Here is a 23,335-nt window from a genome sequence, read left to right on the forward strand (position 1 = left end):
GCGGGCCCCAGCCGCGGCCGGGGCATCGCAGCGCGCCGGCGGGCTGCGACGACCCACCCGAGGCTGCGAGGTCGGCGAGGGCCGGCCGGGGAAGGCGTCCTCGCAGCGCCAGGTGCGTGCCGCAGCGGCAGCCGGGTGCTCGCAGCACGCCGGCGGGCTGCGACGACCCACCCGAGGCTGCGAGGTCAGCGAGGGCCGCCCGAGGGACGCGTCCTCGCAGCGCCAGGTGCGTGCCGCAGCGGCGGCCGGGTGCTCACAGCGCGCCGGCGGGCTGCGACGACCCACCCGGGGGTGCACGACCCACCCGGGCGTGCGACGACCCGCCCGGGGGTGCGACGACCCACCTCCGCTGCGAGATGGGCGACCAGAGCGCTCCCCACGGGGCGGGCCTCCGGCGCACCCTCGCGTCGGGCCACCTCCGGCCGGCAAGGGGCACCCGGCCACGTCGCAGGGTCTGTGTGCTCTTCGCAGGTGCTGGGGAGCCTGCGAAGAGGGTGAAGGCCCTGCGAAGACGGCTGTGGATCACCGGACGGGGGCGCGGACGGGAACTCCGTACTGACAGTCACCATCCCGGCCTCGGGCGGGATACGGTGCGGCCGGAACGAGGGGGGTCGCGATGAGCCTGACGCCGGAGGCGAGCCCTCCCGAGGCCCTCGCCGAGCCGACGCGGCGGGTGGGCGCCGGCTGGGTCGGGGCGTTCTCGCTGGCCTGGGTCGGCATGTACGTGGGGTTGTACGGCGCCATCCAGATCCTGCTGCCGATGCAGACCGAGGCGCTGGCCCCGGCCGACAAGGAGGCGGCGCTGGCGCTCGTGCTGGGCGCCGGGGCGGCGTTCTCGCTGGTCGCGAACCCGCTGTTCGGGGCGCTGTCGGACCGCACGACGTCGCGGTGGGGGCGGCGGGTGCCGTGGATCGTCGTCGGGACCGTCGGTGGGGCGCTGTCGCTGGGGGTGCTCGCGGCCGCCGGGACGATCGCGGTGGTGGTGGTCGGGTGGTGCCTGGTGCAGACCCTGCTCAACGCCTCCTACGCGGCGCTGAGCGCGAGCGTGCCCGACCAGGTGCCGCCCGACCAGCGCGGCACCGCGGCGGGCTACGTCGGTCTGGCGCTGATCGTCGGCGTGGCTGTGGGCACGGGGCTGGCCGTGCTCGGCGGCAGCACCGCGGCCGGTTACCTCGCCTGCGCGGCGTTCATGCTCGTCGCGACGGTGCCGTACCTGCTGCTGCGCCGCGACACCGCGCTGGACCGGGCGCACCGGGCGCCGTGGAGCTGGGCGGGGTTCCTGCGCGGCTTCTGGATCGACCCGCGCCGGTACCCGGACTTCGGCTGGGGCTGGCTGACCCGGTTCCTGATCAACCTCGGCAACTCGATCGCCCTGCTGTACCTGTTCTTCTACCTCAAGGACGCCGTCGGCGTGCCCGACCCGGAGACCGGCGTGCTGATCGCGACCGGCGTCGACCTGGCCGCCATGCTGGTCGCGGTCGTGCTCACCGGGATGTGGTCGGACCGGGTCGGCCGCCGCCGGGTGTTCGTCCTGGCCGGCGGGACGTTGATGGCCATCGCGTCCTTCATGATCGCCTTCTGGCCGACGTGGACGGGCGTGCTGGTCGCCGCCGCGGTGCTCGGGCTGGGCTTCGGCGCCTACACCTCGGTGGACTTCGCACTGCTCACCCAGGTCCTGCCCAGCTCGACCGACCGGGCGAAGGACCTCGGCGTGCTCAACATCGCCAGCTCGCTGCCGCAGGTCATCGCCCCGGCCGTGGCCGCCCCGATCGTCACCGGGCTGGGCGGCTACCCGGTGCTCTACGGCGTGGCAGGGGTCGTCGGGCTCGCCGGGGCGGTGCTGGTCTACCGGATCAAGTCCGTCCCCTGAGCCGTCAGCGGTCCGGGGTGCCGAAGTCGTCGGGCGTGACGCCGTCGAGGAAGCTGCGGAACTCCTCGACCTGCTGCTGGGCCGGCGCGCCGGTCCCGTCCGGGAAGACCTCCTCGACCGGCTGCCCGACGGCGTCGAGGATCTCCTCGGCGACCGCGATCGACAGGCCCTCCCGCACCGCGACGGCCAGCGCGTCGCTGGGCAGCACCGCCACCCGGGTGCCGCCGTCGAGCACGAGGACGGCGCTGAACACGCCGTCGGTCAGCTCGGTCAGCTCGGCGCCGTCGAGCTGGTGGCCGAGCCCGCGCAGCACCGGCACCAGCACGTCCTGCGGGAGCAGCGGGTCGTCGGCGCCGCGCGGGCCGACGGCGATCACGTCGGCCTGCGGGCGGCGCAGGAAGATCGGCAGGCAGCGGTCGCCGTCGGTCTCCGCGAGCACCAGCACCGGCTGGCGCGACCGGGCGTGCACGATGAGCCGGGCCACCCGCATGGTGCGCATCCGCGCAGTGTGCGGCCCCGGGGCCGGGACGGACGTATCAGAAGGAGACAACCGCTCAGGGCAGCGGCCGCCCGGCCCCCGCCGCGGCGAGCGTGCGCAGCCGGGCGGCGTCGCGCCCGGGCGGCTCGCCGAAGAACCGGCGGTACTCCCGGCTGAACTGCGACGGGCTGTCGTAGCCGACGAGGTGCCCGATGCCGGCGACGTCGTCGGGCCCGGCCAGCAGCAGGGCGCGGGCCTCCTGCAGCCGGATCCGCTTCTGGAACTGCACCGGGCTCAGCGCGGTGACCGCGCGGAAGTGCCGGTGGAACGTCGACGGGCTCATGCTCGCCAGCGCGGCCAGCTCGGCGATCCGCAGGGGCTCGGCGTGGTTCTCGCGGATCCACCGGATGGCCCGGGCGACGTGGGCGAGGGTGCTGTCGGCCAGTCCGATCTGGCGGACCATCGCGCCGTGCTGGCCGGTCAGCAACCGCCACAGGATCTCCCGCTCGACGAGCGGGGCGAGCACCGCGGCGTCGTCGGGGTGCTCGACCAGGCGGACGAGCCGGACGGTCGCGTCGAGCAGGTCGGCGTCGGCCTCGCCGACGGCGATCGCCGGCTGCGGCGGGCCCCCGCGCGACCACGCCCCGGGGGCCTCCAGCAGCAGGGAGGCGATGACCGCGGGCCGTAGCACGAGCCCCACCCCCAGCGCGGGGTGCGCCGGCGAGGCGTCGACGAAGTGGCCGCTGACCGGGAGGTCGGCCGTCACGACCAGGCACTGCCCGGCGCGGTAGTCGTGGACGCGGTCGCCGAGCAGCAGGCGCTTGCCGCCCTGCACCATGACGACGACCAGCGGCTCGGTCAGCGAGTACTCCGGTGACCCGCCGCCCTCGACGCGGCTGAGCAGCAGGCCGTCGACGGGGGTGACGACGGCGGCGCGGGCGTGGGTGAGGACCAGCTCACGCAGCTCGGCGAGGAGCGCGGCGGCGGGTTGCGGCATGCCGTCACAGAACCATCCGGGCCCGGATCGCGGCAACCCGATCCCGCCGTGATCGAGCGGATCGTGCAAGAGCCGGCCCGCCTCGGTCTACCCCGTGCGGGTCGGCGCGGCGTCGATGGGCACGTCCCCGGGACACGTCATCGGAGGTCCGCGATGCCCCTCGACCACTGAGCAGCTACGCAGGCTCGACGAGGTCTCGCGCCCGTCCTCGGCTCCCCCGCGGCGGCGAACGGCGAGGTCCGCGTGATGCTCCGGTTCGCCGGCACGACGGTCGACGGCGAGGCGTCGACGATCCACCCGCCGCTGGTGACCAGCGCGGTGCGGCACTGAACCTCAGGGGAAGACGACCGTCCGGTTGCCCACGACCGCGATCCGGTTCTCGGTGTGCCAGCGCACCGCGCGGGCCAGCGCCCGGCTCTCCGCCTCCCGCCCGTGCGCCGCGAGCTGCTCGGGGCTCAGCGAGTGGTCGACCCGGATCAGCTCCTGCTCGATGATCGGACCCTCGTCCAGGTCGGCGGTGACGTAGTGGGCGGTCGCGCCGATGAACTTCACCCCGCGCGCGTGCGCCTGGTGGTAGGGCCGGGCGCCCTTGAAGCTGGGCAGCATCGAGTGGTGGATGTTGATCGCCCGACCGGCCAGCTGCTGGCACAGCCCGTCGGACAGGATCTGCATGTAGCGGGCCAGGATGACCAGCTCGGCGCCCTCGTCGCGGACGAGGTCGAGCAGCGCCGCCTCGGCGTCGGCCTTCGTGTCGGGGGTGACCGGGATGTGGCGGAACGGCACGCCGTAGTTGTCGGCGATCCGGCGCAGGTCGGTGTGGTTGGACACGACCGCGACGACGTCCAGGTGCAGCTCGCCGATCGAGTTGCGGAACAGCAGGTCGTTGAGGCAGTGCGCGAACCTGCTCACCATGATCACCGCCCGCTGCCGCTGCGCGGCGTCGGCCAGCCGCCAGGTCATCGAGAACCGCTCGGCGACCAGGTCCATCCGCCCCCGCAGCGCCGGCAGGTCCAGCGGCGTGCCGTCGATGTGGGCGAACTCCACCCGCATGAAGAAGGTGCCGGTGGTGGAGCTGCCGAACTGCTGGCTCTGCACGATCGTGCACTTCTCCTGCACCAGCACCTCGGACACCGCGTGCACGATGCCCGGCACGTCCGGGCAGTGCAGCAGCAGGACGCCGTGCTGGACCTCGGCCGAGCCGGTCATGACGCCTCCGGGACCATCGTGTGCGGTCGGACGGGTCGGAGCGCTGCGCCGCGCACCGGGCTCCTGACCTCACCGGGAACGGTAGGCACCGGAGCCCGCCACGGGGATGACGCGGATGACCGGTCCTGGCCCGGCTCCCCTGCCCGGGCGGTCCGGGACATGTGACGTAGGCGGCCGGGCGGTCAGCGGGCCGTCATGATCAGGACGAGCACCGCGGACGCCCACGCCAGGAGCGCCGCCGCGGCCACCACGGGCCCGAGCCGTCGCCTCACCGCCGGTCCTCCGCCGCGCGGTGCAGGGTGCAGGCGATCAGCGCGAGCGTCCGCACCGAGCACGGGTGTGGCGTCGCGAGGGATCCGTACCCGCCGCGGCGGCACTGCCGGTGGACGCAGAACCTCCCGTCGGCGGACGCGGTGTGCTCGGCGAGCAGCGTGCTCCACATGGCCACGTTCACCGACAACTCGCGGGCGAGGTCGCGGAACAGATCGGCCGCGACGCCCACCGCGCGGGTCGGGACGACCTCGGCGAGCAGCGCGTCGAGCGGGTCCGGGACGTCGGGGCCCACCGGGTCGACGGCCTGGTGGGTGGGCCACGGGACGGCGGGCACCAACGGGCTGATCGGCGGCGCCGCACTGGGTTCGGGCACGGGCTCACTCCTGACTGAGTGATCGATACCCCCGATCGGCGTCCCATCGCCGCCCGGGGCTCGCGTCTGGCGACACGGACTGTAGCTCAAATCGGACACAGCGTACAGCTCGTAAATATGAGTTAGAACATCTGAAGCGTGTAGATCATTCAGACCGGCGTCAGATCGCACATAACGTGTTGACGTGCCAGAACGTCCGCGCAAGTTGCTCACCACTGCCGAGGTGGCCGAGGAGCTCGGAGTCACGCGCGCGACGATCGCCCGGTACGCGCGCGAAGGGATCCTGACTCCGGCACTTCGGCTGCCGTCCGGACACTTCCGGTGGCGGCTGGAGGACGTGCTGGCCGAGATGGCGAAGATCAACCAGGAGTGGGAGGACCGCTGACCCGGTCTCCGGCGAAGGCCCCGCCGGTACTACGGCAGAATCGTCAGCGATGACCGCACCGCCCGGCCAGCTGCGTCCGGCTGTCCCCAGCCCCCGCCGCCGGCCCCGCCCCCGCCCGCGCAGCGGCGCCGTGCTGGCCTTCCTGGCGGCGCTCCTGTGCACCGTCGCTTTCGCCGGCCTCGCCCTGCCCGACCTGCTCGGCCTGGACTGGCGCACCCCGTTCGTCCAGCTGTTGGCCTTCCGCCCGTGGACGCTGCTGGGCGGGCTCGGGGCGGCGCTCGTCCTGGCGCCGGTGTGCTGGTTCGCGCGGCCGGCGCGGCCGTTCACGGTGCCGCTGCTGGCGGGTGTGGTCGCGGTCGTGCTCATCGGGGCCGCGATGGTGCTGCCGCGGGTGGTGGCCGATCCGCTGCCTACCACCGGCACCCCGTTGACCGTGCTCGCCTTCAACACGTTCGAGGGGCACGCCGACCCGGCCGCGGTGGCCGCGCTGGTCGCCGAGCAGCGGCCCGACCTGGTCGCGATCCCGGAGGCCGGGGAGGACTACCGCGTCGACCTGGCGCCGCTGGTCGAGCCGTTGGGCTACCGGGTGGAGGCCTCGACCGGGGCGGAGGACGTCAACAGCGTGACGGCGCTGGTGTCCGAGCGGCTCGGTGAGGTCGACGTCCGGATCGGCGACGAGCCGGCCTACTTCCCGTACGTCGAGGTGACCGGCGGCGGGCTCGGCGACCTGCGGTTCGTCGCCTACCACGCCGCGGCGCCGCTGCGCGGCCAACTGCGCCAGTGGGAGGGCGACCTGGCGCTGCTGTCGCGCTGGTGCACGGCCGCCACCCCCGCGGTCGTGGCCGGCGACTTCAACGCCACCCTCGACCACTCGGCGCTGCGCGAGGGGATGGTGGGCTGCGCGGACGCCGCCGACCAGCGCGGCCAGGGACTGGTGCCCACCTGGAGCCCCACCGACCGCAGCCAGCTGTTCGGGCCGCAGATCGACCACGTGCTCGTCACCGCCGGCATCGCCGCGGAGACCTTCACCGTGCACGACGTCGACGGCAGCGACCACCGCGCCGTGCTCACCCGCCTGCGACTGCAGTAACGGTCAGGCGTGACCGGCAGTGTGGCCGACGGCACGCACGCCGACCGGGGTCGCGGGACCGAGAATGCACGGAGGATCGCGGCGGCACCGCAGCCGCTGTGGGGAGGAGAGCGTTCATGGACATCACGGGGGCTTCGGCCATCGTCACCGGCGGCGCGTCCGGGCTCGGGGAGGCGACGGCGCGGCTGCTGTCCCAGCGCGGCGCGAAGATCGTCGTGCTCGACCTGCAGGAGGAGAAGGGCGAGAAGGTCGCGGCCGAGCTCGGCGGCGTCTTCGTCAAGGCCGACGTCGCCGACGAGGCGCAGGTGCGCGCCGCGGTCGAGGCGGCATCGGAGCTCGGCCCGCTGCGCGTGCTGGTCAACAGCGCCGGCCTGGGCCGCGCGGGTCGGGTCATCGGGCGCGACCTGGAGCCGATCCCGCTGGAGACCTTCGAGTTCGTGCTGCGGGTCAACCTGGTCGGCACCTACAACTGCACCCGGCTGGCCGCCTCGGCGATGGCCAAGACCGACCCGCTGGGCGACGGCACGTCGCGCGGCTCGATCCTGAACACCGCATCGGCCGCCGCCTTCGACGGCCAGATCGGCCAGACGCCGTACTCGGCGTCCAAGGGCGGCGTGGTCGGCATGACCCTGCCGCTGGCCCGCGACCTGGCCCGGCACGGCATCCGGGTCAACACGATCGCCCCCGGCCTGATCGACACCCCGATCTACGGCGAGGGCGAGCGCGCCGAGGCGTTCAAGGCGGCGCTCGGCCAGAGCGTGGTGTACCCGAACCGGCTCGGGAAGGCCGAGGAGTACGCGTCGATGGCGGTCGAGGTGCTCACCAACGACTACATGAACGGCGAGACGATCCGCCTCGACGGCGCCATCCGGATGCCCCCCAAGTCCTGACCGCCACCGGACGCCGTCGAGAACGACGTTGGTCCCACAGCGTCGTTCTCGACGGCGGTCCGATCAGGCGGCGACGCGCAGGGGCAGGTCGAACAGCGGGAACAACCGCTCGGTGTCGAGGAACGAGCTGATGCCCGAGATCCGGCCGTCGGCGACCTCGACGACCTGCAGCGCCCACGGCACCCCGCCCGGGCGGTACTGGCCGAACGCGGCGGTGCCGTTGGCGGTGGTCCGGCACAGCATCGACCCCTGGCAGCCGTTGCCCTGCCCCGACCACCACCGGCGCAGCTCGGCCGGGCCGTGCAGCCAGGTCGCGTACGGGGCCAGCGACAGCGTCACGTCCAGGTGCAGCAGGGCGGTCAGCGCGTCCAGGTCGAACCGCTCGAACGCCGCGACGTAGCGGGCCAGCAGCGCGTCCTGGCCGTCGGCGGCGGGGCGCGGCCCGGCGTCGGCGCTGATGCCCCGCTCGGCCAGCGTCGAGCGGGAGCGCTGCAGCGCGCTGTTGACCCCCGCGGTGGACGAGCCGAGCAGCTCGGCGACCTCGGCGGCCGACCACCGCAGCACGTCGCGCAGGATCAGCGCGGCGCGCTGCCGGGCCGGCAGGTGCTGCAGGGCGGCCACGAACGCGAGCCGGACCGAGTCGCGGGTGGCCACCTGGTCGGCCGGGTCCGGCTGGGCGGGCAGGACCCGGCCGTCGGGCACCGGTTCGACCCACGTCCGGCCGGGCAGGCGGTCGCCGACCACCGCGTCGGCGGTCGAGGCCGCGCCGAAGTCCACCGGCAGGGCGCGGCGGCCGCGGGCCGTGCCCAGGTCGACGCAGACGTTGGTGGCGATGCGGTACAGCCACGTGCGCACGGTCGAGCGGCCGTCGAACCGGTCGTAGCCGCGCCACGCCCGCACCAGCGTCTCCTGCACGGCGTCCTCGGCGTCGAACGCCGAGCCGAGCATCCGGTAGCAGTAGCCGGTCAGCTCGCCGCGGAACCGCTCCAGGTCGGCGGCGTCGGTCGGGCGGGTCGCGTCGAGTGCTCGGGTCATCCGTGCGGTCCTCCGGTGGGCCTGGCGGTGGGCTCGCCGGCGTAGACGGTACTGGGCCGCCGGATTCATCGGTCCGGCTCCAATCACCCGTCGAGAACGAACTTGTCGTGATCAACAGGGCCTGTTGATCACGACAACTTCGTTCTCGACGGTGATGTCAGGCGGGGAGCGCGACGACCTGGCCGGTCGTGGCGCTGGCCAGGGCCGCGTCCAGGACGGTCGCGGTGGCCACCGCGTCGCGCGGGTCGACCGGTACGTCGCCCGTCCCCCGCACGGCCGCCGCGAACGCCGGGTAGAAGCTGTCCCAGCGGCCCCGCTCCGGGCGCAGCGGCTCGTCGGCGCCGTCGCGGTGCAGCCGCGCGCGGAAACCGTCGGGCTCGACGCCCCAGCCCTCGCCCTCCGACGCCGGGGTCCGGCCGGCGACGAGCGCCTCCTCCTGGCCGTCGCCGTCGACGAGCACGCAACTGCCGGTCGTGCCGGTCACCCGGTAGCGCGGCCCCGGCGCCGACTGGCTCCAGCTGCCCCACAGGTGCGAGCGGGCCCCGCCGCGGTGGGTGAGCGCGACGAACACGTCGTCGTCGAGCCCGGACTCCCGGCGGCGGAGCTCGGCGTAGACGGCCTCGACCGGGCCGAGCAGCACGAGCGCCTGGTCGACCAGGTGGCTGCCGAAGTCGAGCAGCGTGCCGCCGCCGGCCGCGGGTGGCCCGGCCTGCGGGGCGAACCGCTCGAACCGCGACTCGAACCGGGTCACCTCGCCCAGCGCGCCCTCGGCGACCAGCCGCCGCACGGTCGCGAACTCCGAGTCCCACCGCCGGTTCTGGTACGGGCTCAGCGCGAGCCCGCGCTCGGCGGCCCGCTCGACCGTGCCCCGGGCGGCCTCGGCGTCCAGCGCGAACGGCTTGTCGCAGACGACGGCCAGCCCGAGGTCCAGGGCCCGCTCGGCGAGAGCGGTGTGGGTGTCGGCCGGGGTGGAGATGGCCACCGCCTCCGCGCCGGCGGCCGCCAACTCCTCCAGCCCCGCCACCGTCGCCGTGCCGGGCAGCTCCGCCTCGACCTGCGCGCGCCGCTGAGCCGCGCCGGTCGCCACCGCGACCAGCGCGCACTCCGGCGCCGAGGCGATCAGCGGGGCGTGGAAGTACCGCCCGCCGAAGCCGTACCCGACCAGCCCGAACCGCACCGGCTCCATCCACGACCTCCAGGTCCGCCACCACACGCCTCGACGGCAACCTACGGGTCGACGGCGGAGCCGAGCACCCGGCAACGCCGGTAGCGTCGGGCGGGTGACTCCGGAGAGAGCCGATCCGGTCGTGCTGGCGCTGCCGTTCCGCGGCACGTGGCTGGTGCGCAACAGCCCGGCCCGGCGCGTCCCCAGCCACGGCACCGACCTGATGGCCACCACCTACGCGATCGACTTCGTCGCCGTGCGGGGCCGGCGCACGGCCGGCACCCGCGACTGGCGCACGGTGCTGGCCACCGAGCCGCCCGACCGCTTCCACGCGTTCGGCCTGCCGGTGCTGGCGCCGGCGGCGGGCCGGGTCGCGGCCGTGCACGACGGGGAGGTCGACCACGAGGCGCGGCGCTCGCCGTTCGCCCAGCTGCCCTACGCGCTCACCCAGGCGTCGCGGGTCCGCGCGGGCGCGGGCGCCGTCGCCGGCAACCACGTCGTCCTGGAACTGGCCGACGGCGCCGGGTTCGTGCTGCTGGCCCACCTGCGCGCCGGCTCCGTCCGGGTCCGGCAGGGCGAGGCCGTGGCGGCCGGCGACGTGCTGGGCGAGTGCGGCAACTCGGGCAACTCGACCCAGCCGCACGTGCACGTCCAGGTGATGGACGCCGCGGACGCGCGCGTCGCCCGCGGGCTCCCGATGGCCTTCCGGGGCTACCGGGCGCTGCCGCGCACCGGTCGCGCCACGGAGGTGCCCGGAGCGGGGATGCCCGGCGAGGCGGACGTCGTCGAACCGCTCTGACGCGACCGACGTCAGTACTGGTTGGTCGCCACGTCGCGGGCCAGCATGTCGTCGACCGCCGCCGCGGAGATCGCCTCCCCGCGCTGGCCGCGCACGATCTCCCCCGCCGTCGGGACGGCGGCGCGCTCGGGCCATGTCGAGGTGTCCCACAGCGAGGAGCGCGCGAACGCCTTCGCGCAGTGCAGGAACATCTCCTGCACCCGCACCTCGATCGCCAGCACGGGGACGACACCCCGCACGGCCATCCGCTCCAGGTACGGCGCCTCGGCGACCAGCCGCGCCGTCCCGTTGACGCGCAGCGTGTCGCCGTGGCCCGGCACCAGGAACAGCAGCCCGACGTGCGGGTTCTGCAGGATGTTGGTCATGCTGTCCAGCCGCCGGTTGCCCTTGCGGTCGGCGATGGCGATGGTCTGCTCGTCCAGGACCAGCGCGCCGGTGCCGGGAGGGTCGCCGCGGGGCGAGACGTCGCAGGTGCCGTCGGCGGCGGTCGTCGCGAGCAGGAAGAACGGACTCGATTCGAGGAACCGGCGGGACGTCGCGTCGATGCGCCCGACGGCCTTGCCGGCGACGACGGGATGCGGCTCGGCGACCAGGTCGCGCAGTTCGGCTGCCGTCGCGATCACCCTGGTCATCCGCTGAGGCTACCCTTCGTCGGCGACACTTCCGGGCGTCGGGACCGGCGTCGCCGCCGGCCGGTGGTCGATCCCCAGGAACGTCAGCAGCACCAGGTAGGCGACCCCGCCGACCAGGGCGATGTCGGCGACGTTGCCGATGAACCAGCCGTTGTAGTCGATGAAGTCGACGATGTGGCCGCGGGCGAACCCCGGTTCCCGCAGCAGCCGGTCGCCCAGGTGGCTCACGGCCCCGCCCAGCAGCGCGCCCACGCCGATCGCCCAGCTCACCGTCACGACCCGGGTGGCGAACACGGCCAGCGCGACCACCGCGACGGCGGCGAAGCAGGTCAGGATCCAGGTGAAGTCCGCGGCCATGCCGAAGGCCGCCCCGGGGTTGTAGATCAGCCGCCACTGGATGAACGTGCCGAGCACCGGGGTCGCCTCGCCCGGCACCATCGTCGACTCCGCCCACCACTTGGTGAGCTGGTCGAGCACGAGCACCCCGACCGCGAGCAGCAGGATCCCGAACAGGATCGGGCGGCTCGCCCGGGCTCGGCGGTCGGGGTCGGGCGCAGGCGGGTCGTCCACCGCACCGAGACTAGTGATGCCCCGGGTGCTGTCCGAAACTGAGCGGGAGTGGTCGTTTCCGACACTGGAGCGGACGTCCCGGCACCACCAGGCTGATCGACGTGCCAGAGAACTCCCCGCAGCAGCACCAGCCCGCGCGACCGGTCGTCGTGTACGGGGCCACCGGCCACACCGGCCGGTTCGTCGTCGCCGAACTCCGCGGGCGCGGACACCGGCCGGTGCTGTCCGGGCGCGACCCGGACAAGCTCGCCGCGCTCGCCGCCGAGTTCGGCGACCTCGACGTCCGCCCGGCCCCGATCGACGACCCGGTCGCGCTGCGGCGCGCGTTCGCCGGCGCCGCGGCCGTCGTCAACTGCGCCGGCCCCTTCACCGACACCGCCGGGCCGGTGGCCGCGGCCGCCGTGCACAACCGGGCCCACTACCTCGACGTCAGCGCCGAGCAGTCCCCGGTCCGGGCGCTGCACCGCGAGGCCGACGCCAGCGCCCGCGCCGCCGGCGTCGCCGTGGTGCCGGCGGCGGCGTTCTACGGCGGGCTCCCCGACCTGCTGGCCACCGCCGCGACCACCGGGTGGGACTCCGTCGACGAGATCACGGTCGCGATCGGCCTCGACCGGTGGTGGCCGACCGAGGGCACCCGCGTCACCGGCCGGCGCAACACCGCGCCGCGCCTCGTCGTCTCCGAAGGGCGGCTCACTCCGGCCCCGACCGACCCACCGCCGCGGTCCTGGGCCTTCCCCGAGCCGCTCGGGTCGCGGCAGGTGGTCGGGCTGCCGTTCTCCGAGATCATCACCATCGCCCGGCACCTGCCCGCGTCGGTCGTCCGGACCTACCTCGACCACACCGCCCTGCAGGACATCCGCGACCCGAACACCCCGCCCCCGCGGGCCACCGACGGCTCCGGTCGCTCCGCGCAGCGGTTCGTGGTCGACGTCGTCGCCCGCCGGGGCACCGAGGAGCGCAGGCTCTCGGCCGGCGGGCGCGACATCTACGCCGCGACCGCGCCCATCGTCGTGGAACTGCTGGAAAGGCTCCTCGACGGGCGCTCCACGGCGGTCGGGGCGGTGGCGCCGGGCGAGGTGGGGCCCGACGCCCTCGACGCGCTCAGCCCGGCGACCCTGGCGCTCACCCGGTGGTCTCCCACCAGCTGAGCACCCGCGTCCCGGACAGGGTCAGCCACTTCGACGGCTCCCCCGCCGGCACGTCGACCTCGAACCACACCTGGCCCGGGTGGCGGCCGGCCTGCAGCCAGGTGCCGTCGGGGCGGCGGGCGTCGCGGACGAGCCCCATCGCCTCGGCCATGCGGGGGTCCGGCGGCAGGCCGTCGTGCCGCCAGGCCTCGCGGAAGTACTCCGCCGCGTTGAGCACGCTGTAGGTCCAGCGGAACGGGTGCACGAACCGGTCCACCCACGGCCCCACCGGCTCGCCCGTGGACAGCCTGCGGAACAGGCCGCGCCGCAGGAGGTACTCCTGCCCGCCGCGCCGGGCCGCCCGCGTGGCATCCGTCCCGCCGGTGGCGACCTCGTGGGCCAACAGCCCCTTCAACGCGTTCAGCGTCGAGTGGAACGACGAGCGCTTCGAGCCCGCGACCCACTCGCAGTTCCAGCCGCCGTCGGGCAGGCGGTGCTCGACGAACCACTCGGCGATGCCACCGACGTCGGCGCCGAGCCACGCGCCGTTCGCCAGGGTCCAGGCGTTGATGCAGCAGTCGACCTCGCCGTCCCAGTACGGCAGGTCGTCGTACTCCCACCGGCAGTTCATCGCGAGGAGTTCGACGGTGCGGCGTTCGCGCAGGACGGCGGGGTCGAGCCCCCACTCCCGCAGCGAGTTGAGCGACCACGTCGTCGCCGTCCAGGGCTGGCCCTCGGCCGCGTCGGGGCCGTCGGGGTGGTCGGCGAGGAACCCGGCCGGGAAGAACGCGCCCCCGGCCCACTGCCCGTCCGGGCCCTGCAGGGCCAGCAGCCGCGCCCCGAAGCCCTCCGTCGCGACCCTCGCCCGAGTGGCCCGCCAGACCTCGGGCGGCTCGCCCAGCAGGTCGCGCTCGACCTGCCAGCGCAGCGCCGGGTCCGCGTCGTGCAGCCACGCCACCAGCGCCTCGCCCGCCACCCGGCGACCCTCTCAGATGCTGCGCAGCACCGACACCACGATGCCCAGCACGACGCACTCGTCGCCGTCGATGACGTCGTAGGCGGGGTTGCGCGGCTCCAGGTAGACGTGCCCGTTGCGCCGGCGGAACACCTTCACCGTCGCCTCACCGTCGATCATCGCCGCGACGATCTGCCCCGAGTGGGCCTCCGACTGCTGGCGCACCACGACGGTGTCGCCGTCGCAGATCGCCGCGTCGACCATCGAGTCACCCCGGACCCGCAGCGCGAACGAGGTGCCGCGCCCGGCGAGCTCGCGCGGCAGCGTCAGCACGTCGTCGACGTGCTCCTCGGCGACGATCGGCGCGCCGGCAGCGATGTCGCCCACCACCGGGACCACCACCGAGTCGCCCCCCACACCACGCCCCTCGGGCTCCCCCAGGAACAACCGCACGTCGATCGGACGGCACACCGCCCCGCCGCGCCGCAGGAACCCCCGCTCCTCCAGGCTCGCCACGTGCCGGGACACGGACGACGCCGAGCGCAGGCCGACCGCGTCGCCGATCTCCCGCGTGCTCGGCGAGTACCCGTTCCGGACGACGAAGTCCCTGATCGCGACCAGGATGCGCTGCTGGCGGGGCGGCAGGGTGGAGGTGTCCAGCTGGTCGAAATCGAGGGCGGGCACGGTCCGGATGCTAGAGGTGGGCCGGTCGCCGACGCGCCGACGGCCCCGCCGATCCGCCCCCCGCGCCGGCCGCGTACACCTCCCACCGCGGGGTGGTCGGTGCCGCCGACCTCGGCGTGGTGAGTGCGCACGGTGGCCTCGCAGACGTGAAGGCGTCGCGCAGCCCCAGCCGTGTCCTCGCAGCCCGCCGGCGCGCTGCGACAACCCACCCAGAGCTGCGACAACACCCCCAGGCTGCGAGGCGCGCCCCCGGACCGCGGCCGGGGGCGCCACCGCCCACTCCACCCCCGAGGCCCTCCCGCTGCCGGCTCGGGACGGGCGCCCCGCACACGGCGGCCTCGCAGAGGTGGGCGGGGCCGCGCATCCCCCGCCGTGTCCCCGCCGCCCGCCGGCGGGCTGCGACGACCCAGCCAGCGCTGCGACACCCACCCGGCGCTGCGAGGACGCGCCCTCGCCCGGCCGACCTCACCCGCCCGACCTCGCCCGACCTCGCCCGACCTCGCCCGACCTCGCCCGACCTCGCCCGACCTCGCCCGGCCCCGCCCGGCCCCGCCCGGCCGCGGAGCGGCCACTCCACCTTCGAAGCCCCTGTCACGTCGGCACGCACAGACGTGCACGACCGGAAGGAGCCCGCACCCCGACATGCCAACCACAGCCCGTGCATGCCAACCGTGCGGGAGATTTTCCGGGCGTGCAACCCTGGGCGTGTCGACGTGACGGCAGGGGCGGACCCCTGCTCGATCAGAGGTCGCCCGCCGCGAAGGCGCCGCCGGAGGCCCCTCAGTAGCCCGCCGCAGGCGCCGCCGGAGGCCCGAAAGCCGCAGGCCCTCGACGCCGAAAGCGCCGCCGGAGGCCCCCAAGCCGGAGACCCCGCCCAACCGAACCGAGCAGCGCACCCCGCACAGCGCCAGACCTTCCCCCGCACCCGACGACCGGGCAGGATCCGGACGATCCGCCCAGCGGGGTGCGGGGAGACGGAGGCGCGCGATGGACTCGGCCCTGACGACCGTGGGGCTCCCGGTCGCCCTCGCGGTGATCATGTTCGGGCTCGGCTTGACGCTCACCACCGACGACTTCCGCCGCACCGCCCGCGAACCGCTGGCCGTCGGGGTCGCGTTGGGGGCGCAGGTGCTGCTGCTGCCGGCGGTGTGCCTCGGGCTGGTGCTGGTGCTGGGGCTGGATCCGCTGCTGGGCGTGGGCATGATGCTGTTGGCCGCGTCGCCCGGTGGGACGACGGCCAACCTGTTCAGCCACCTGTTCCGCGGCGACGTCGCCCTCAACATCACGCTGACCGCGGTCAACTCGGTGCTGGCGGTGCTGACGCTGCCGCTGGTCGTGAACCTCGCGGTCGCCCTGCTCGACCCGCCGACCGCGGCCGGGTCGGTCGGCCTGGAGTTCGGCAAGACCGTGCAGGTGTTCGCGGTCGTGCTGGTGCCGGTCGCGATCGGCATGGTGGTGCGCCGGGTGGCGCCGGGGTTCGCGGCGCGCGCCGAGGGGCCGGTGCGGGTCCTGTCGGCGGTGGTGCTGGTGGCGGTGATCGTCGGCGCGATCCTCGCCGAGCGCGACTCCATCGGTGGCTACCTGGCCGACGTCGGGCTGGTCGCGGCGCTGTTCTGCGTGTGCAGCCTGGCCGTCGGCTACCTGCTGCCGCGGCTGCTGCGGGTGGGGCGCCGGCAGGCGATCGCCTCGTCGTTCGAGGTGGGGATCCACAACAGCACGCTCGCCATCGCGGTGGCGCTGGGCGTGCTGGGCAACGAGCGGTTGGCGATCCCGGCCGCCGTGTACGGCGTGATCATGTTCCCGATCGCGCTGGTCGCGGGCTGGCTGTTCGTCCGGACCGGCAAGGGCTCCGCGGAGCCGGCGCCGCGGTCGGCCGCGCAGGCCTGACCGGTCAGACGCGGTGCGGGGTGCCCCGCATGCTGAACCACCCCACCTCCAGCTCCGGTCCGGGGCGGGCGAGCCGGACCCGGGCGGTGGCCCGCGGGCCGAAGCGCCGGCGCAGCCGCTTGCGCGCGGCCTTCTGGGCGACGCCGGTCAGCCGGTTGCCCTCCTCGGGTTCCCGGGTGGAGAGCACCGCGATGAAGCCGTGCTGGCGCAGCCCGCTCCGGACGCACCGCGGGGACGGGAAGCCCGCCGGGGGCAGCAGCACGAGCTCCGCGGCCACGGACCGCTTCCAGAACGCCCTGGTCAGCTCGGCCTCCACGACGGCGGGGTCGACGTCGTCCGGGACCCGCACCCTCAGCACCGCCATCACCGGATCTGCCGACACGTGCGACCTCCTCGCCAGCACCTGCCGCGCAGCCTAGGTCGGACCGGACGGTCCGGCCGGACGGGACGACAGGGCGTCCCCATCGGCAGTAGGACGAAACGGCGCGGGCGCCCCGTCCGACCGGCGTCCATGTCACAGCCGGGAGCGCCACCTCGTCCCGTGGGGCATGAGCGCACCGGAGACCATGCGGGTACTGATCATCGGAGCCGGCTACGCCGGCGCCACCACGGCCGTCCGGCTGGCCGGCCGCTGCCGCGGCCGGGTGGAGGTGACGGTGGTCAACCCGCGCCCGACCTTCGTCAACCGCCTGCGCCTGCACCACATCGCCACCGGTCAGCGGGTCGCCGGCGCCGGCCTGCGCGACCTGCTGGGTGCGGGCGTCGGCTTCGTCCAGGGGCACGTCGCCGAGCTCGATCCCGGGGCCGGGCGGGCCGTGGTCGCCGGGCCCGACGGCTCGCGCGACGTGCCGTTCGACCGGGTCGTCATCGCCACGGGGAGCACGACGCAGGCCCCTCCGGTCCCGGGCGGGGAGTACGTGCACGCCGTCGGCGACCTGGCCGCCGCGCAGCGGCTGCGGCCCGTGTTCGCCGCGCTGCCCGAAGGGGCGCACGTCAGCGTCGTCGGCGGCGGGTTCACCGGCCTGGAGACGGTCGCCGAGCTGGCCGAGCGGCGCCCGGACGTGCGGCTGCGGCTGGTCACGTCGGGCGAGGTCGGCGGCTGGTTCACCCCGCGGGCGGCCGAGCACGTGCGCGCCACCCTGGACCGGCTCGGCGTCGAGTCCCTCGGCGGGACGCGGGTGCGGGCCGTGGAGCCGGACCGGCTGCTGCTCGACGACGGCCGCGCGGTGCCGTCCGTGCTGACCGTCTGGTGCGGCGGGTTCGCCGCGCCGCCGCTGGCCCGCGACGCCGGGATCGCCGTCGACGACCAGGGCGCGGTGCTCACCGACTCCGCGCTGCGCTCGGTCTCGCACCCCACCGTGCTGGCCGTGGGCGACGCCGGGCACGCGCCGGGGCCGGGCGGCGAGCGCTACAGCATGTCCTGCCAGGCCGCGTTCCCCTCCGCCGCGCAGGCCGCCGACGTGCTGCGCGCCGAGGTGCTCGGGCTCGGGCCCGGCGACGGCTACGCCCCCTTCGACCTCGGGTTCGTCGCCCGTTGCGTCAGCCTGGGTGGTCGCGCCGCCGTGCTGCAGCGGACCGACCACAACGACGTGGCGCGCGGGCGGGCCTGGACCGGCCGGGCCGCGCTGGCGGCCAAGTGGGTGCAGCTGCGCGGGGTCCCGCGCACGATCGGCGCCGAGCGGCGCCTGCCCGGGGCGATCCGCTGGCCGCACTCCGCCCCGGTGCTGCCCCGGGACGCCCGGTCCGTAGCAGGCTGACCGCGTGACCCGCGCCGAGGAGTTCACCGAGCTGCGGCCGCTGCTGTTCGCGATCGCCTACCGGGTGCTGGGCAGCGTCAGCGAGGCCGAGGACGCCGTGCAGGAGACCTGGCTGCGCTACGAGTCGTCCGCGACCGAACCCGCGTCGGTCAAGTCGTTCCTCTCGGCCGTGGTCACCCGGATCTCGATCGACGTGCTGCGGTCGGCGCGCGTGCGGCGGGAGGCCTACGTCGGGCCGTGGTTCCCCGAGCCGCTGGTCAGCGACCCGTACGGGGATCCGGAGCGGTCCGCGGAGCTGGCCGACTCGGTGTCGGTGGCCGCGCTGCTGCTGCTCGAGCGCCTCAGCCCGCTGGAGCGGGCGGTCTTCGTGCTGCGGGACGTGTTCGGGTTCGGCTTCCCCGAGGTCGCCGCGGCGGTGGAGCGCTCGGAGGCGGCGTGCCGGCAGCTCGCGGTGCGGGCGCGCCGGCACATGCGGGAGGGCCGGCCGCGGTTCGAGGCCGACCGCCGCGAGCGCGAGGAGCTCGCCGCGCGGTTCTTCGAGGCCTTCCGCGAGGGCGACGTCGACGGGCTCACCGAGCTGCTCGCCGCCGACGTGCAGACCCTCGCCGACGGCGGCGGCAAGGGCCCGGCGCTGGCCAGGCCCGTGGTCGGGGCGGCCAAGGTGAGCAGGCTGATCGCCGCGTTCGCGCCGCTGCTGCGCGGGATGGCCGAGCTGGAGCCGTGCGAGGTGAACCACCAGCCCGGGGCGATCCTGCGGTACCGCGACGGCAAGGTGATCGCCGTCGTGTCCGTCGACGTCCTGGACGGGCGGATCCAGACGATCCGCGCGGTGATCAACCCCGACAAGCTGGAGCACCTGGGACCGGTGGCGGACGCGTGGCTGCTGCGCGCCGAAGCGCTGGCCCGGCGACGCCCGGGGCCGTGATCGGCCGCGCTGCGACAGCCGGCGCAGGGCCCGCTGGACCGACCGGCGTCCCGCGCCGGCTCCCCGTGGCGGGACGCTGACCCGATCGTGGACCCCACCCGGGTGTAGCGTCATGCACAGCCGGGAGCAGCTCACCGTCGGCGTCGTCGACGTCGTCCCCGGCGGAAACCCGGCCGCCCCCGCGGCCGGAGACGGGAGCGCGGGCATGACTCCGGGCCCAGACCATCCCACCACCGCAGCGTTCGACGACCGGGCCCGCCTGCGGATGCGACCGGAGGGCGGGCCGCCGGGCCTGCCGCACGGCGTGTGGTGGCCGCGCTCCCGGGACCTGGCCGGGCAGCTGCACACGATGCTGCCCGAGGTCTGGGACCGCCTCGGCGGGGTCGAGCAGGTGGTCTACCACGCCGCGAGCTGGCCCGCGGTCGCCCCGCGGATGGGCGTGCGCGGGCGCGTCGTCCAGCTGGTCGCCTCCCCCGCCCACGCCGCCGACACCATCAGCCTGGTCGGCGCCTCCACCGGGCGGACCACCACGCTGCTCGTCATCCCGGCCGCCACCGCCCGCGCCGACGCGGAGGCCGTCCTGGACGCCGCGACGACCGCCACCGGCAGCGGGATCGTCAGCCGGTTCTTCCGGACCGGCGACGGCCTGCCCGACCACCCGGGCGACTGGGCGAAGGCGCGGGTCGCGGAGGAGGAGCACAGCGCGGGCGCGCGGACCGGGGCGATCCGCACCGTCGCCGGGCACGCCGTCGACGCCCAGGACTGCACCATGCTGCTGGCGATGCTCGGCCTCGACGCCAAGGACGGCACCCGAGCCGACACCGCCGACCACTGACCGCGCCTTCGGCCGGACGGGCGAGCACCACTAGAGTCTCCCCGGGCTGCGGCGGGAGGGCCGGAACGGTGCGAGGCGAACCCGCGATCAGCGGCGCGTCCACGGCGGTGCGCGACGCGGTCGGCCCCGTTGGCTGACCGGTTCGCCCCGGCGCCCGTGCCCCGCCGTCGCCCGGGCCCGGCCGCCCTGGCCCGCGCCCTGGCCGTGGTCGCCCTGCCGTGGACCTGGTTCGCGCTGCGCGACCTGCTGGGAATCGTCGGCGACGTGCTGGCCATCGCGCTCCCGGTGCTGGTCGGGCTGGTCGCCGCGGTCGTGCTCGTCGTCGGGCGCAGGCGGGGCGTGCTCCCGGCCGTCTCGGCGCTGGTGGCCGGCGCGGTCGCGGTGATCGCGCCCTGGACGCCCGCCGACGTGGGCGCGGTGGCCGCCGGGTCGGGGGTGAGCGTGGTCTCCGCCAACGTCACCGGCATGGCCTCGACCGTGCCGGCGCTCCTCGCCGCGTCCCCCGACGTGCTCGTCGTCGTCGAGAACAACGGCTACCTCGACGAGGACCTCGCCGCCGGCTACCCCCACCACGAGTTCACCTGGGGCTCCGCCACGGTCGGCGTGTACAGCCGCCACCCCCTGCGGCTCCTCGACGAGCCGGGCCGCGACCTGCCCGGAATGCGGGTCGCCGTCGACGCGCCGACGCCGTTCGTGCTCTACGCCCTGCACGTGCCGCGCCCGTGGTGGACGGGCCGCGGCGCCTACCAGGCCACCCTCGGCGAGCACCACCGGCTGGTGGCCGCGCTCGCGGCCCGGGTCGCCGCCGAGCCCGGTCCGGTCGTCGTGGCCGGCGACCTCAACTCCACCGACCGCGGCCGCGGCTACCGGCTCCTGGTCGACGGCACCGGCCTCACCGACGCCATGCGCGACGCCTGGGCGGCCCCCACGTCGGTGACGACGTGGCGCCCGCTGCTGCTCCGCATCGACCACCTGCTGGTCGGGCCCGGGTGGTGCGGCGACACCGCCCACCGCCTGCCCCTGCCCGGCTCGGACCACGACGCCATCGCCGCCACGGTCGGCCCGTGCGCGGCCCCGCCCCCGTCCGGATGATCAGCGGCTGCGTCCCGGCCGGGGCGGGGCGGCGGTAGCGCCGCGGCCGACAACGCGCTTCGATCGGAGCGACGCCCCCGGCGCACCCGCCGACCACGAGGAGAACCGTGACCGCACCGACCACCTCTCCCCTCATCCGCACCGGCGCCGGGCAGGTGCGCGGCCTGGTGGACGGCGACGTGGCGGTGTTCCGCGGCATCCCGTTCGCCGCGCCGCCGGTGGGGGCGCGGCGGTTCGGGGCGCCCGAGGCCGCCGAGCCGTGGGACGGCGTTCGGGAGGCGGACGTGTTCGGCCCGCCGCCGCCGCAGTCGATGGCGGGCATGCCGATCCCGGCGCCGGACGCGACCGGGCCGGTGCGCCACGACCCGACCGACTGGCTGACCCTGAACGTCTGGACCCCCGATCCGGGCGCGGCCGGGCTGCCGGTGCTGGTGTGGATCTACGGCGGTGCCTACCGGGCGGGCAACGCGGGCGAGCCCGGCTACGACGGCGCCACCCTGGCCAGCACCGGCACCGTGATCGTGACCGCGAACCACCGCGTCGGCGTCGAGGGTTACGCGCACCTCGACGGCGTCCCGGACAACCGGGGCCTGCTCGACCAGGTCGCGGCGCTGCGCTGGGTGCACGAGAACATCGCCGCGTTCGGCGGCGACCCGGGCCGGGTCACCGTGTTCGGCGAGTCCGCGGGGGCGGGCTCGGTGGCCGCGCTGATGGTGATGCCGGCGGCCCGGGGGCTGTTCGGGCGGGCGATCGCGCAGAGTGTGCCCGGCACGTACTTCGCGCCCGCGCTGGCCCGCGACGTCGCCGTGGAGCTGTGCCGCCCGCTCGGGCTCGCCCCGGACGCGGCCGCGCTCGCCGACATCGCCCCCGACCGCCTGCTGGGGGTGCTCGCCGAGCTCGACGCGCGGATGTCCACGCTCACCAAGTGGGGGCTGGTGGCCCGCACCCCCACCCCGTTCTCCCCGGTGGTCGACGGCGACGTGCTGCCCACCGACCCGTGGACCGGCCTGGCGGCCGGTGCCGCGCGGGACGTGCCGCTGCTGGTCGGCCACAACCGCGACGAGTGGCGGCTGTTCCTGGTGATGGGCGGGCTGGCCGGCGCGGTCACCGACGAGATGGCCACCGCCGCCATGACCGTCTTCGGGCCCGGCCCCGACGCCGCCGACCGCTACCGGGCGGCGTTCCCCGACGCCGACGCCGAGCGGCTCTACGTCACCGCGCACTCCGACCGGATGTTCCGGATGCCGAGCCTGCACCTGGCCGCCGCGCACGCGGCGGGCGGCGGCAGCAGCCACCTCTACGAGCTCACCTGGCCCTCCCCCGCCGCGGGTGGCGCGCTCGGCGCCTGCCACGCCCTCGACGTCCCGCTGGTTTTCGGCGTGCTCGACCGGGGCCTGGCCCTCATGGTCCTGGGCACCCCGCCGCCGACGGCGGAGGCGGTGGAGGTCTCGGAGCGGATGCGGGCGGCGTGGACGGCGTTCGCGCGCGACGGCGACCCCGGCTGGTCGCCCTACGACGAGCAGCGCCGGCTCACGCGGGTGTTCGACGCCGGCGACCGCGACGGCCTGGGCCCCTACCCGGAGGAGACCTCCCGGCAGCTCTGGACCGACTTCTCCTTCGACCCGCTGGGCCCGGAGTCCTAGTCGGGTCGGCCACTTCGCAGAGTCCCCATGGTCTTCGCAGGTGCTACGGCGCCTGCGAAGACCTCACCACCCCTGCGAAGACGCCCCCGACCCCGGGCGGGAGCGCCGTTCCTCGCGGGCGAGGTGGTCGCGGAACCAGGACAGGGCGAAGCGGTGCGAGGCGATGCCGTAGTCGAGCGTGGCGAACTGGTGCGTGGCCAGGTCGCGGTGCTCCTCGGCCACATCGACGGCGTCGAGCGTGCGGGACAGCGCGACGAGCCCGGCGAGGTCGGACTCGATGCGCGCGGTGATGCGGCGCAGGACCGGCGCCCGTTCGGCGGGGTCGAGCAGGCCGAGGAAGAACAGCCGGGGTAACGCGGCGGCCTCCAGGTCCGGGCCGGTCGGCTCGCCCGTCATCCAGGTGCGGAACTCGGCGCGTCCGGCCTCGGTCACCCGGTACACCTTCTTGCCGCGGCCGCCGGGCTCGGCGCCCGCGGTCTCGATGAGCCCGTTGGCCAGCAGGCCGTCCAGCGCGCGCTTGATGCTGCCCGAGCTGGCGCTGTAGAAGAGCGATACGCCCGCCTCGAACGCCTTGACCAGGCCGTACAGGCTCTGCGGGGCGATCAGCAGCAGTCCGAGGATGACGTGGGCCACGACCGGAGCCTAGTTCACGTTGTCTCTCAGAGAG

The 23,335-nt window shown here is 75.4% G+C and carries 24 protein-coding genes; 12 read left to right on the forward strand and 12 right to left on the reverse strand.

What is annotated here, in order from left to right:
- The first annotated feature begins 616 nt into the window (after nucleotides 1–616).
- Nucleotides 617–1,870: an MFS transporter gene (locus tag KIK08_RS20005; protein ID WP_214404727.1), complete on the forward strand. Its 1,254-nt coding sequence runs from the start codon at nucleotides 617–619 to the stop codon at nucleotides 1,868–1,870.
- Between the two features lie 4 nt (nucleotides 1,871–1,874).
- Here the strand turns inward: KIK08_RS20005 and KIK08_RS20010 are convergent, their stop codons facing one another.
- The 4 genes from KIK08_RS20010 to KIK08_RS20025 all read right to left on the reverse strand — a co-directional run bounded on the left by KIK08_RS20010 (nucleotide 1,875) and on the right by KIK08_RS20025 (nucleotide 5,197).
- Complete coding sequence (locus KIK08_RS20010; protein ID WP_214404728.1) at nucleotides 1,875–2,369, reverse strand: bifunctional nuclease family protein; 495 nt, start codon at nucleotides 2,367–2,369, stop codon at nucleotides 1,875–1,877.
- 55 nt (nucleotides 2,370–2,424) lie between these two features.
- Nucleotides 2,425–3,345: an AraC family transcriptional regulator gene (locus KIK08_RS20015; protein ID WP_214404729.1), complete on the reverse strand. Its 921-nt coding sequence runs from the start codon at nucleotides 3,343–3,345 to the stop codon at nucleotides 2,425–2,427.
- 333 nt (nucleotides 3,346–3,678) lie between these two features.
- On the reverse strand, nucleotides 3,679–4,551 hold the full coding sequence (purU, locus tag KIK08_RS20020; protein ID WP_214404730.1) for a formyltetrahydrofolate deformylase: 873 nt from the start codon (nucleotides 4,549–4,551) through the stop codon (nucleotides 3,679–3,681).
- Between the two features lie 268 nt (nucleotides 4,552–4,819).
- A complete protein-coding gene (locus tag KIK08_RS20025; protein WP_214404731.1) occupies nucleotides 4,820–5,197 on the reverse strand; it encodes a hypothetical protein in 378 nt (125 codons plus the stop codon).
- 184 nt (nucleotides 5,198–5,381) lie between these two features.
- On the opposite strand from KIK08_RS20025, the gene KIK08_RS20030 reads away from it, so the two are divergent.
- From KIK08_RS20030 to KIK08_RS20040, 3 genes are all read left to right on the forward strand, one after another.
- The gene (locus KIK08_RS20030) at nucleotides 5,382–5,582 is read left to right on the forward strand and encodes a helix-turn-helix domain-containing protein (protein ID WP_214404732.1); all 201 of its coding nucleotides are present in this window, start codon (nucleotides 5,382–5,384) and stop codon (nucleotides 5,580–5,582) included.
- Nucleotides 5,583–5,631: 49 nt separating this feature from the next.
- Nucleotides 5,632–6,672 (forward strand): endonuclease/exonuclease/phosphatase family protein, encoded by a 1,041-nt coding sequence (locus KIK08_RS20035; protein ID WP_214404733.1) that lies wholly within the window; start codon nucleotides 5,632–5,634, stop codon nucleotides 6,670–6,672.
- Between the two features lie 116 nt (nucleotides 6,673–6,788).
- Nucleotides 6,789–7,562: an SDR family NAD(P)-dependent oxidoreductase gene (locus KIK08_RS20040; protein ID WP_214404734.1), complete on the forward strand. Its 774-nt coding sequence runs from the start codon at nucleotides 6,789–6,791 to the stop codon at nucleotides 7,560–7,562.
- 63 nt (nucleotides 7,563–7,625) lie between these two features.
- Here the strand turns inward: KIK08_RS20040 and KIK08_RS20045 are convergent, their stop codons facing one another.
- Together KIK08_RS20045 and KIK08_RS20050 are read right to left on the reverse strand one after the other, a co-directional pair.
- Nucleotides 7,626–8,597, reverse strand: a complete 972-nt coding sequence (locus tag KIK08_RS20045; protein ID WP_250557388.1) for a sigma-70 family RNA polymerase sigma factor — start codon at nucleotides 8,595–8,597, stop codon at nucleotides 7,626–7,628.
- Between the two features lie 157 nt (nucleotides 8,598–8,754).
- Nucleotides 8,755–9,783, reverse strand: a complete 1,029-nt coding sequence (locus tag KIK08_RS20050) for a Gfo/Idh/MocA family protein (protein ID WP_214404736.1) — start codon at nucleotides 9,781–9,783, stop codon at nucleotides 8,755–8,757.
- Nucleotides 9,784–9,877: 94 nt separating this feature from the next.
- Here KIK08_RS20050 and KIK08_RS20055 point away from each other — a divergent pair, with 94 nt between their 5' ends.
- Complete coding sequence (locus KIK08_RS20055; RefSeq protein ID WP_214404737.1) at nucleotides 9,878–10,561, forward strand: M23 family metallopeptidase; 684 nt, start codon at nucleotides 9,878–9,880, stop codon at nucleotides 10,559–10,561.
- Between the two features lie 11 nt (nucleotides 10,562–10,572).
- Here the strand turns inward: KIK08_RS20055 and KIK08_RS20060 are convergent, their stop codons facing one another.
- Nucleotides 10,573–11,193: an MSMEG_1061 family FMN-dependent PPOX-type flavoprotein gene (locus KIK08_RS20060; protein ID WP_214404738.1), complete on the reverse strand. Its 621-nt coding sequence runs from the start codon at nucleotides 11,191–11,193 to the stop codon at nucleotides 10,573–10,575.
- A 9-nt stretch (nucleotides 11,194–11,202) separates the two neighbouring features.
- On the reverse strand, nucleotides 11,203–11,763 hold the full coding sequence (locus KIK08_RS20065) for a signal peptidase II (RefSeq protein ID WP_214404739.1): 561 nt from the start codon (nucleotides 11,761–11,763) through the stop codon (nucleotides 11,203–11,205).
- A 101-nt stretch (nucleotides 11,764–11,864) separates the two neighbouring features.
- Between KIK08_RS20065 and KIK08_RS20070 the strand changes: the two genes are divergently transcribed.
- Entirely contained in the window at nucleotides 11,865–12,911 is a 1,047-nt protein-coding gene (locus tag KIK08_RS20070; protein WP_214404740.1) for a saccharopine dehydrogenase NADP-binding domain-containing protein, read from the forward strand.
- On the opposite strand, the gene KIK08_RS20075 is transcribed toward KIK08_RS20070, so the two are convergent.
- Both KIK08_RS20075 and lexA read right to left on the reverse strand, forming a co-directional pair.
- On the reverse strand, nucleotides 12,886–13,866 hold the full coding sequence (locus KIK08_RS20075) for a prenyltransferase/squalene oxidase repeat-containing protein (RefSeq protein ID WP_308257753.1): 981 nt from the start codon (nucleotides 13,864–13,866) through the stop codon (nucleotides 12,886–12,888). The genes KIK08_RS20070 and KIK08_RS20075 overlap by 26 nt on opposite strands.
- Nucleotides 13,867–13,878: 12 nt before the next feature.
- Entirely contained in the window at nucleotides 13,879–14,529 is a 651-nt protein-coding gene (lexA, locus tag KIK08_RS20080) for a transcriptional repressor LexA (protein WP_214404741.1), read from the reverse strand.
- 987 nt (nucleotides 14,530–15,516) lie between these two features.
- Here lexA and KIK08_RS20085 point away from each other — a divergent pair.
- Complete coding sequence (locus KIK08_RS20085; protein WP_214404742.1) at nucleotides 15,517–16,416, forward strand: bile acid:sodium symporter family protein; 900 nt, start codon at nucleotides 15,517–15,519, stop codon at nucleotides 16,414–16,416.
- 4 nt (nucleotides 16,417–16,420) lie between these two features.
- Here KIK08_RS20085 and KIK08_RS20090 read toward each other — a convergent pair whose 3' ends face one another.
- Nucleotides 16,421–16,798, reverse strand: coding sequence for a hypothetical protein (locus tag KIK08_RS20090; RefSeq protein WP_214404743.1), 378 nt, complete (start codon nucleotides 16,796–16,798; stop codon nucleotides 16,421–16,423).
- A 166-nt stretch (nucleotides 16,799–16,964) separates the two neighbouring features.
- Here KIK08_RS20090 and KIK08_RS20095 point away from each other — a divergent pair, with 166 nt between their 5' ends.
- The 5 genes from KIK08_RS20095 to KIK08_RS20115 all read left to right on the forward strand — a co-directional run bounded on the left by KIK08_RS20095 (nucleotide 16,965) and on the right by KIK08_RS20115 (nucleotide 22,668).
- A complete protein-coding gene (locus tag KIK08_RS20095; protein WP_214404744.1) occupies nucleotides 16,965–18,173 on the forward strand; it encodes an NAD(P)/FAD-dependent oxidoreductase in 1,209 nt (402 codons plus the stop codon).
- Nucleotides 18,174–18,177: 4 nt separating this feature from the next.
- Nucleotides 18,178–19,098 (forward strand): RNA polymerase sigma-70 factor, encoded by a 921-nt coding sequence (locus tag KIK08_RS20100; protein WP_214404745.1) that lies wholly within the window; start codon nucleotides 18,178–18,180, stop codon nucleotides 19,096–19,098.
- Nucleotides 19,099–19,210: 112 nt separating this feature from the next.
- Entirely contained in the window at nucleotides 19,211–19,933 is a 723-nt protein-coding gene (locus tag KIK08_RS20105; protein ID WP_214404756.1) for a DUF5994 family protein, read from the forward strand.
- A gap of 129 nt (nucleotides 19,934–20,062) precedes the next feature.
- Nucleotides 20,063–21,025 (forward strand): endonuclease/exonuclease/phosphatase family protein, encoded by a 963-nt coding sequence (locus KIK08_RS20110; RefSeq protein ID WP_214404746.1) that lies wholly within the window; start codon nucleotides 20,063–20,065, stop codon nucleotides 21,023–21,025.
- Nucleotides 21,026–21,132: 107 nt separating this feature from the next.
- Nucleotides 21,133–22,668 (forward strand): carboxylesterase/lipase family protein, encoded by a 1,536-nt coding sequence (locus tag KIK08_RS20115; RefSeq protein ID WP_214404747.1) that lies wholly within the window; start codon nucleotides 21,133–21,135, stop codon nucleotides 22,666–22,668.
- A 63-nt stretch (nucleotides 22,669–22,731) separates the two neighbouring features.
- Here the strand turns inward: KIK08_RS20115 and KIK08_RS20120 are convergent, their stop codons facing one another.
- The gene (locus KIK08_RS20120) at nucleotides 22,732–23,301 is read right to left on the reverse strand and encodes a PadR family transcriptional regulator (RefSeq protein WP_214404748.1); all 570 of its coding nucleotides are present in this window, start codon (nucleotides 23,299–23,301) and stop codon (nucleotides 22,732–22,734) included.
- Nucleotides 23,302–23,335 lie beyond the last annotated feature (34 nt).

Origin of the sequence: Pseudonocardia lacus (assembly GCF_018531445.1) — a bacterium.
GTDB lineage: Bacteria > Actinomycetota > Actinomycetes > Mycobacteriales > Pseudonocardiaceae > Pseudonocardia > Pseudonocardia lacus.

Bases quoted from the DNA above. Each gene is read 5' to 3' on its own strand.
- KIK08_RS20105 (WP_214404756.1), top strand. From the start codon at position 19,211: ATGCACAGCCGGGAGCAGCTCACCGTCGGCGTCGTCGACGTCGTCCCC.
- KIK08_RS20045 (WP_250557388.1), bottom strand. From the start codon at position 8,597: ATGACCCGAGCACTCGACGCGACCCGCCCGACCGACGCCGCCGACCTG.
- KIK08_RS20015 (WP_214404729.1), bottom strand. From the start codon at position 3,345: ATGCCGCAACCCGCCGCCGCGCTCCTCGCCGAGCTGCGTGAGCTGGTC.
- KIK08_RS20010 (WP_214404728.1), bottom strand. From the start codon at position 2,369: ATGCGCACCATGCGGGTGGCCCGGCTCATCGTGCACGCCCGGTCGCGC.
- KIK08_RS20005 (WP_214404727.1), top strand. From the start codon at position 617: ATGAGCCTGACGCCGGAGGCGAGCCCTCCCGAGGCCCTCGCCGAGCCG.
- KIK08_RS20060 (WP_214404738.1), bottom strand. From the start codon at position 11,193: ATGACCAGGGTGATCGCGACGGCAGCCGAACTGCGCGACCTGGTCGCC.
- KIK08_RS20095 (WP_214404744.1), top strand. From the start codon at position 16,965: ATGAGCGCACCGGAGACCATGCGGGTACTGATCATCGGAGCCGGCTAC.
- KIK08_RS20050 (WP_214404736.1), bottom strand. From the start codon at position 9,783: ATGGAGCCGGTGCGGTTCGGGCTGGTCGGGTACGGCTTCGGCGGGCGG.
- KIK08_RS20040 (WP_214404734.1), top strand. From the start codon at position 6,789: ATGGACATCACGGGGGCTTCGGCCATCGTCACCGGCGGCGCGTCCGGG.
- KIK08_RS20085 (WP_214404742.1), top strand. From the start codon at position 15,517: ATGGACTCGGCCCTGACGACCGTGGGGCTCCCGGTCGCCCTCGCGGTG.
- purU (WP_214404730.1), bottom strand. From the start codon at position 4,551: ATGACCGGCTCGGCCGAGGTCCAGCACGGCGTCCTGCTGCTGCACTGC.
- KIK08_RS20035 (WP_214404733.1), top strand. From the start codon at position 5,632: ATGACCGCACCGCCCGGCCAGCTGCGTCCGGCTGTCCCCAGCCCCCGC.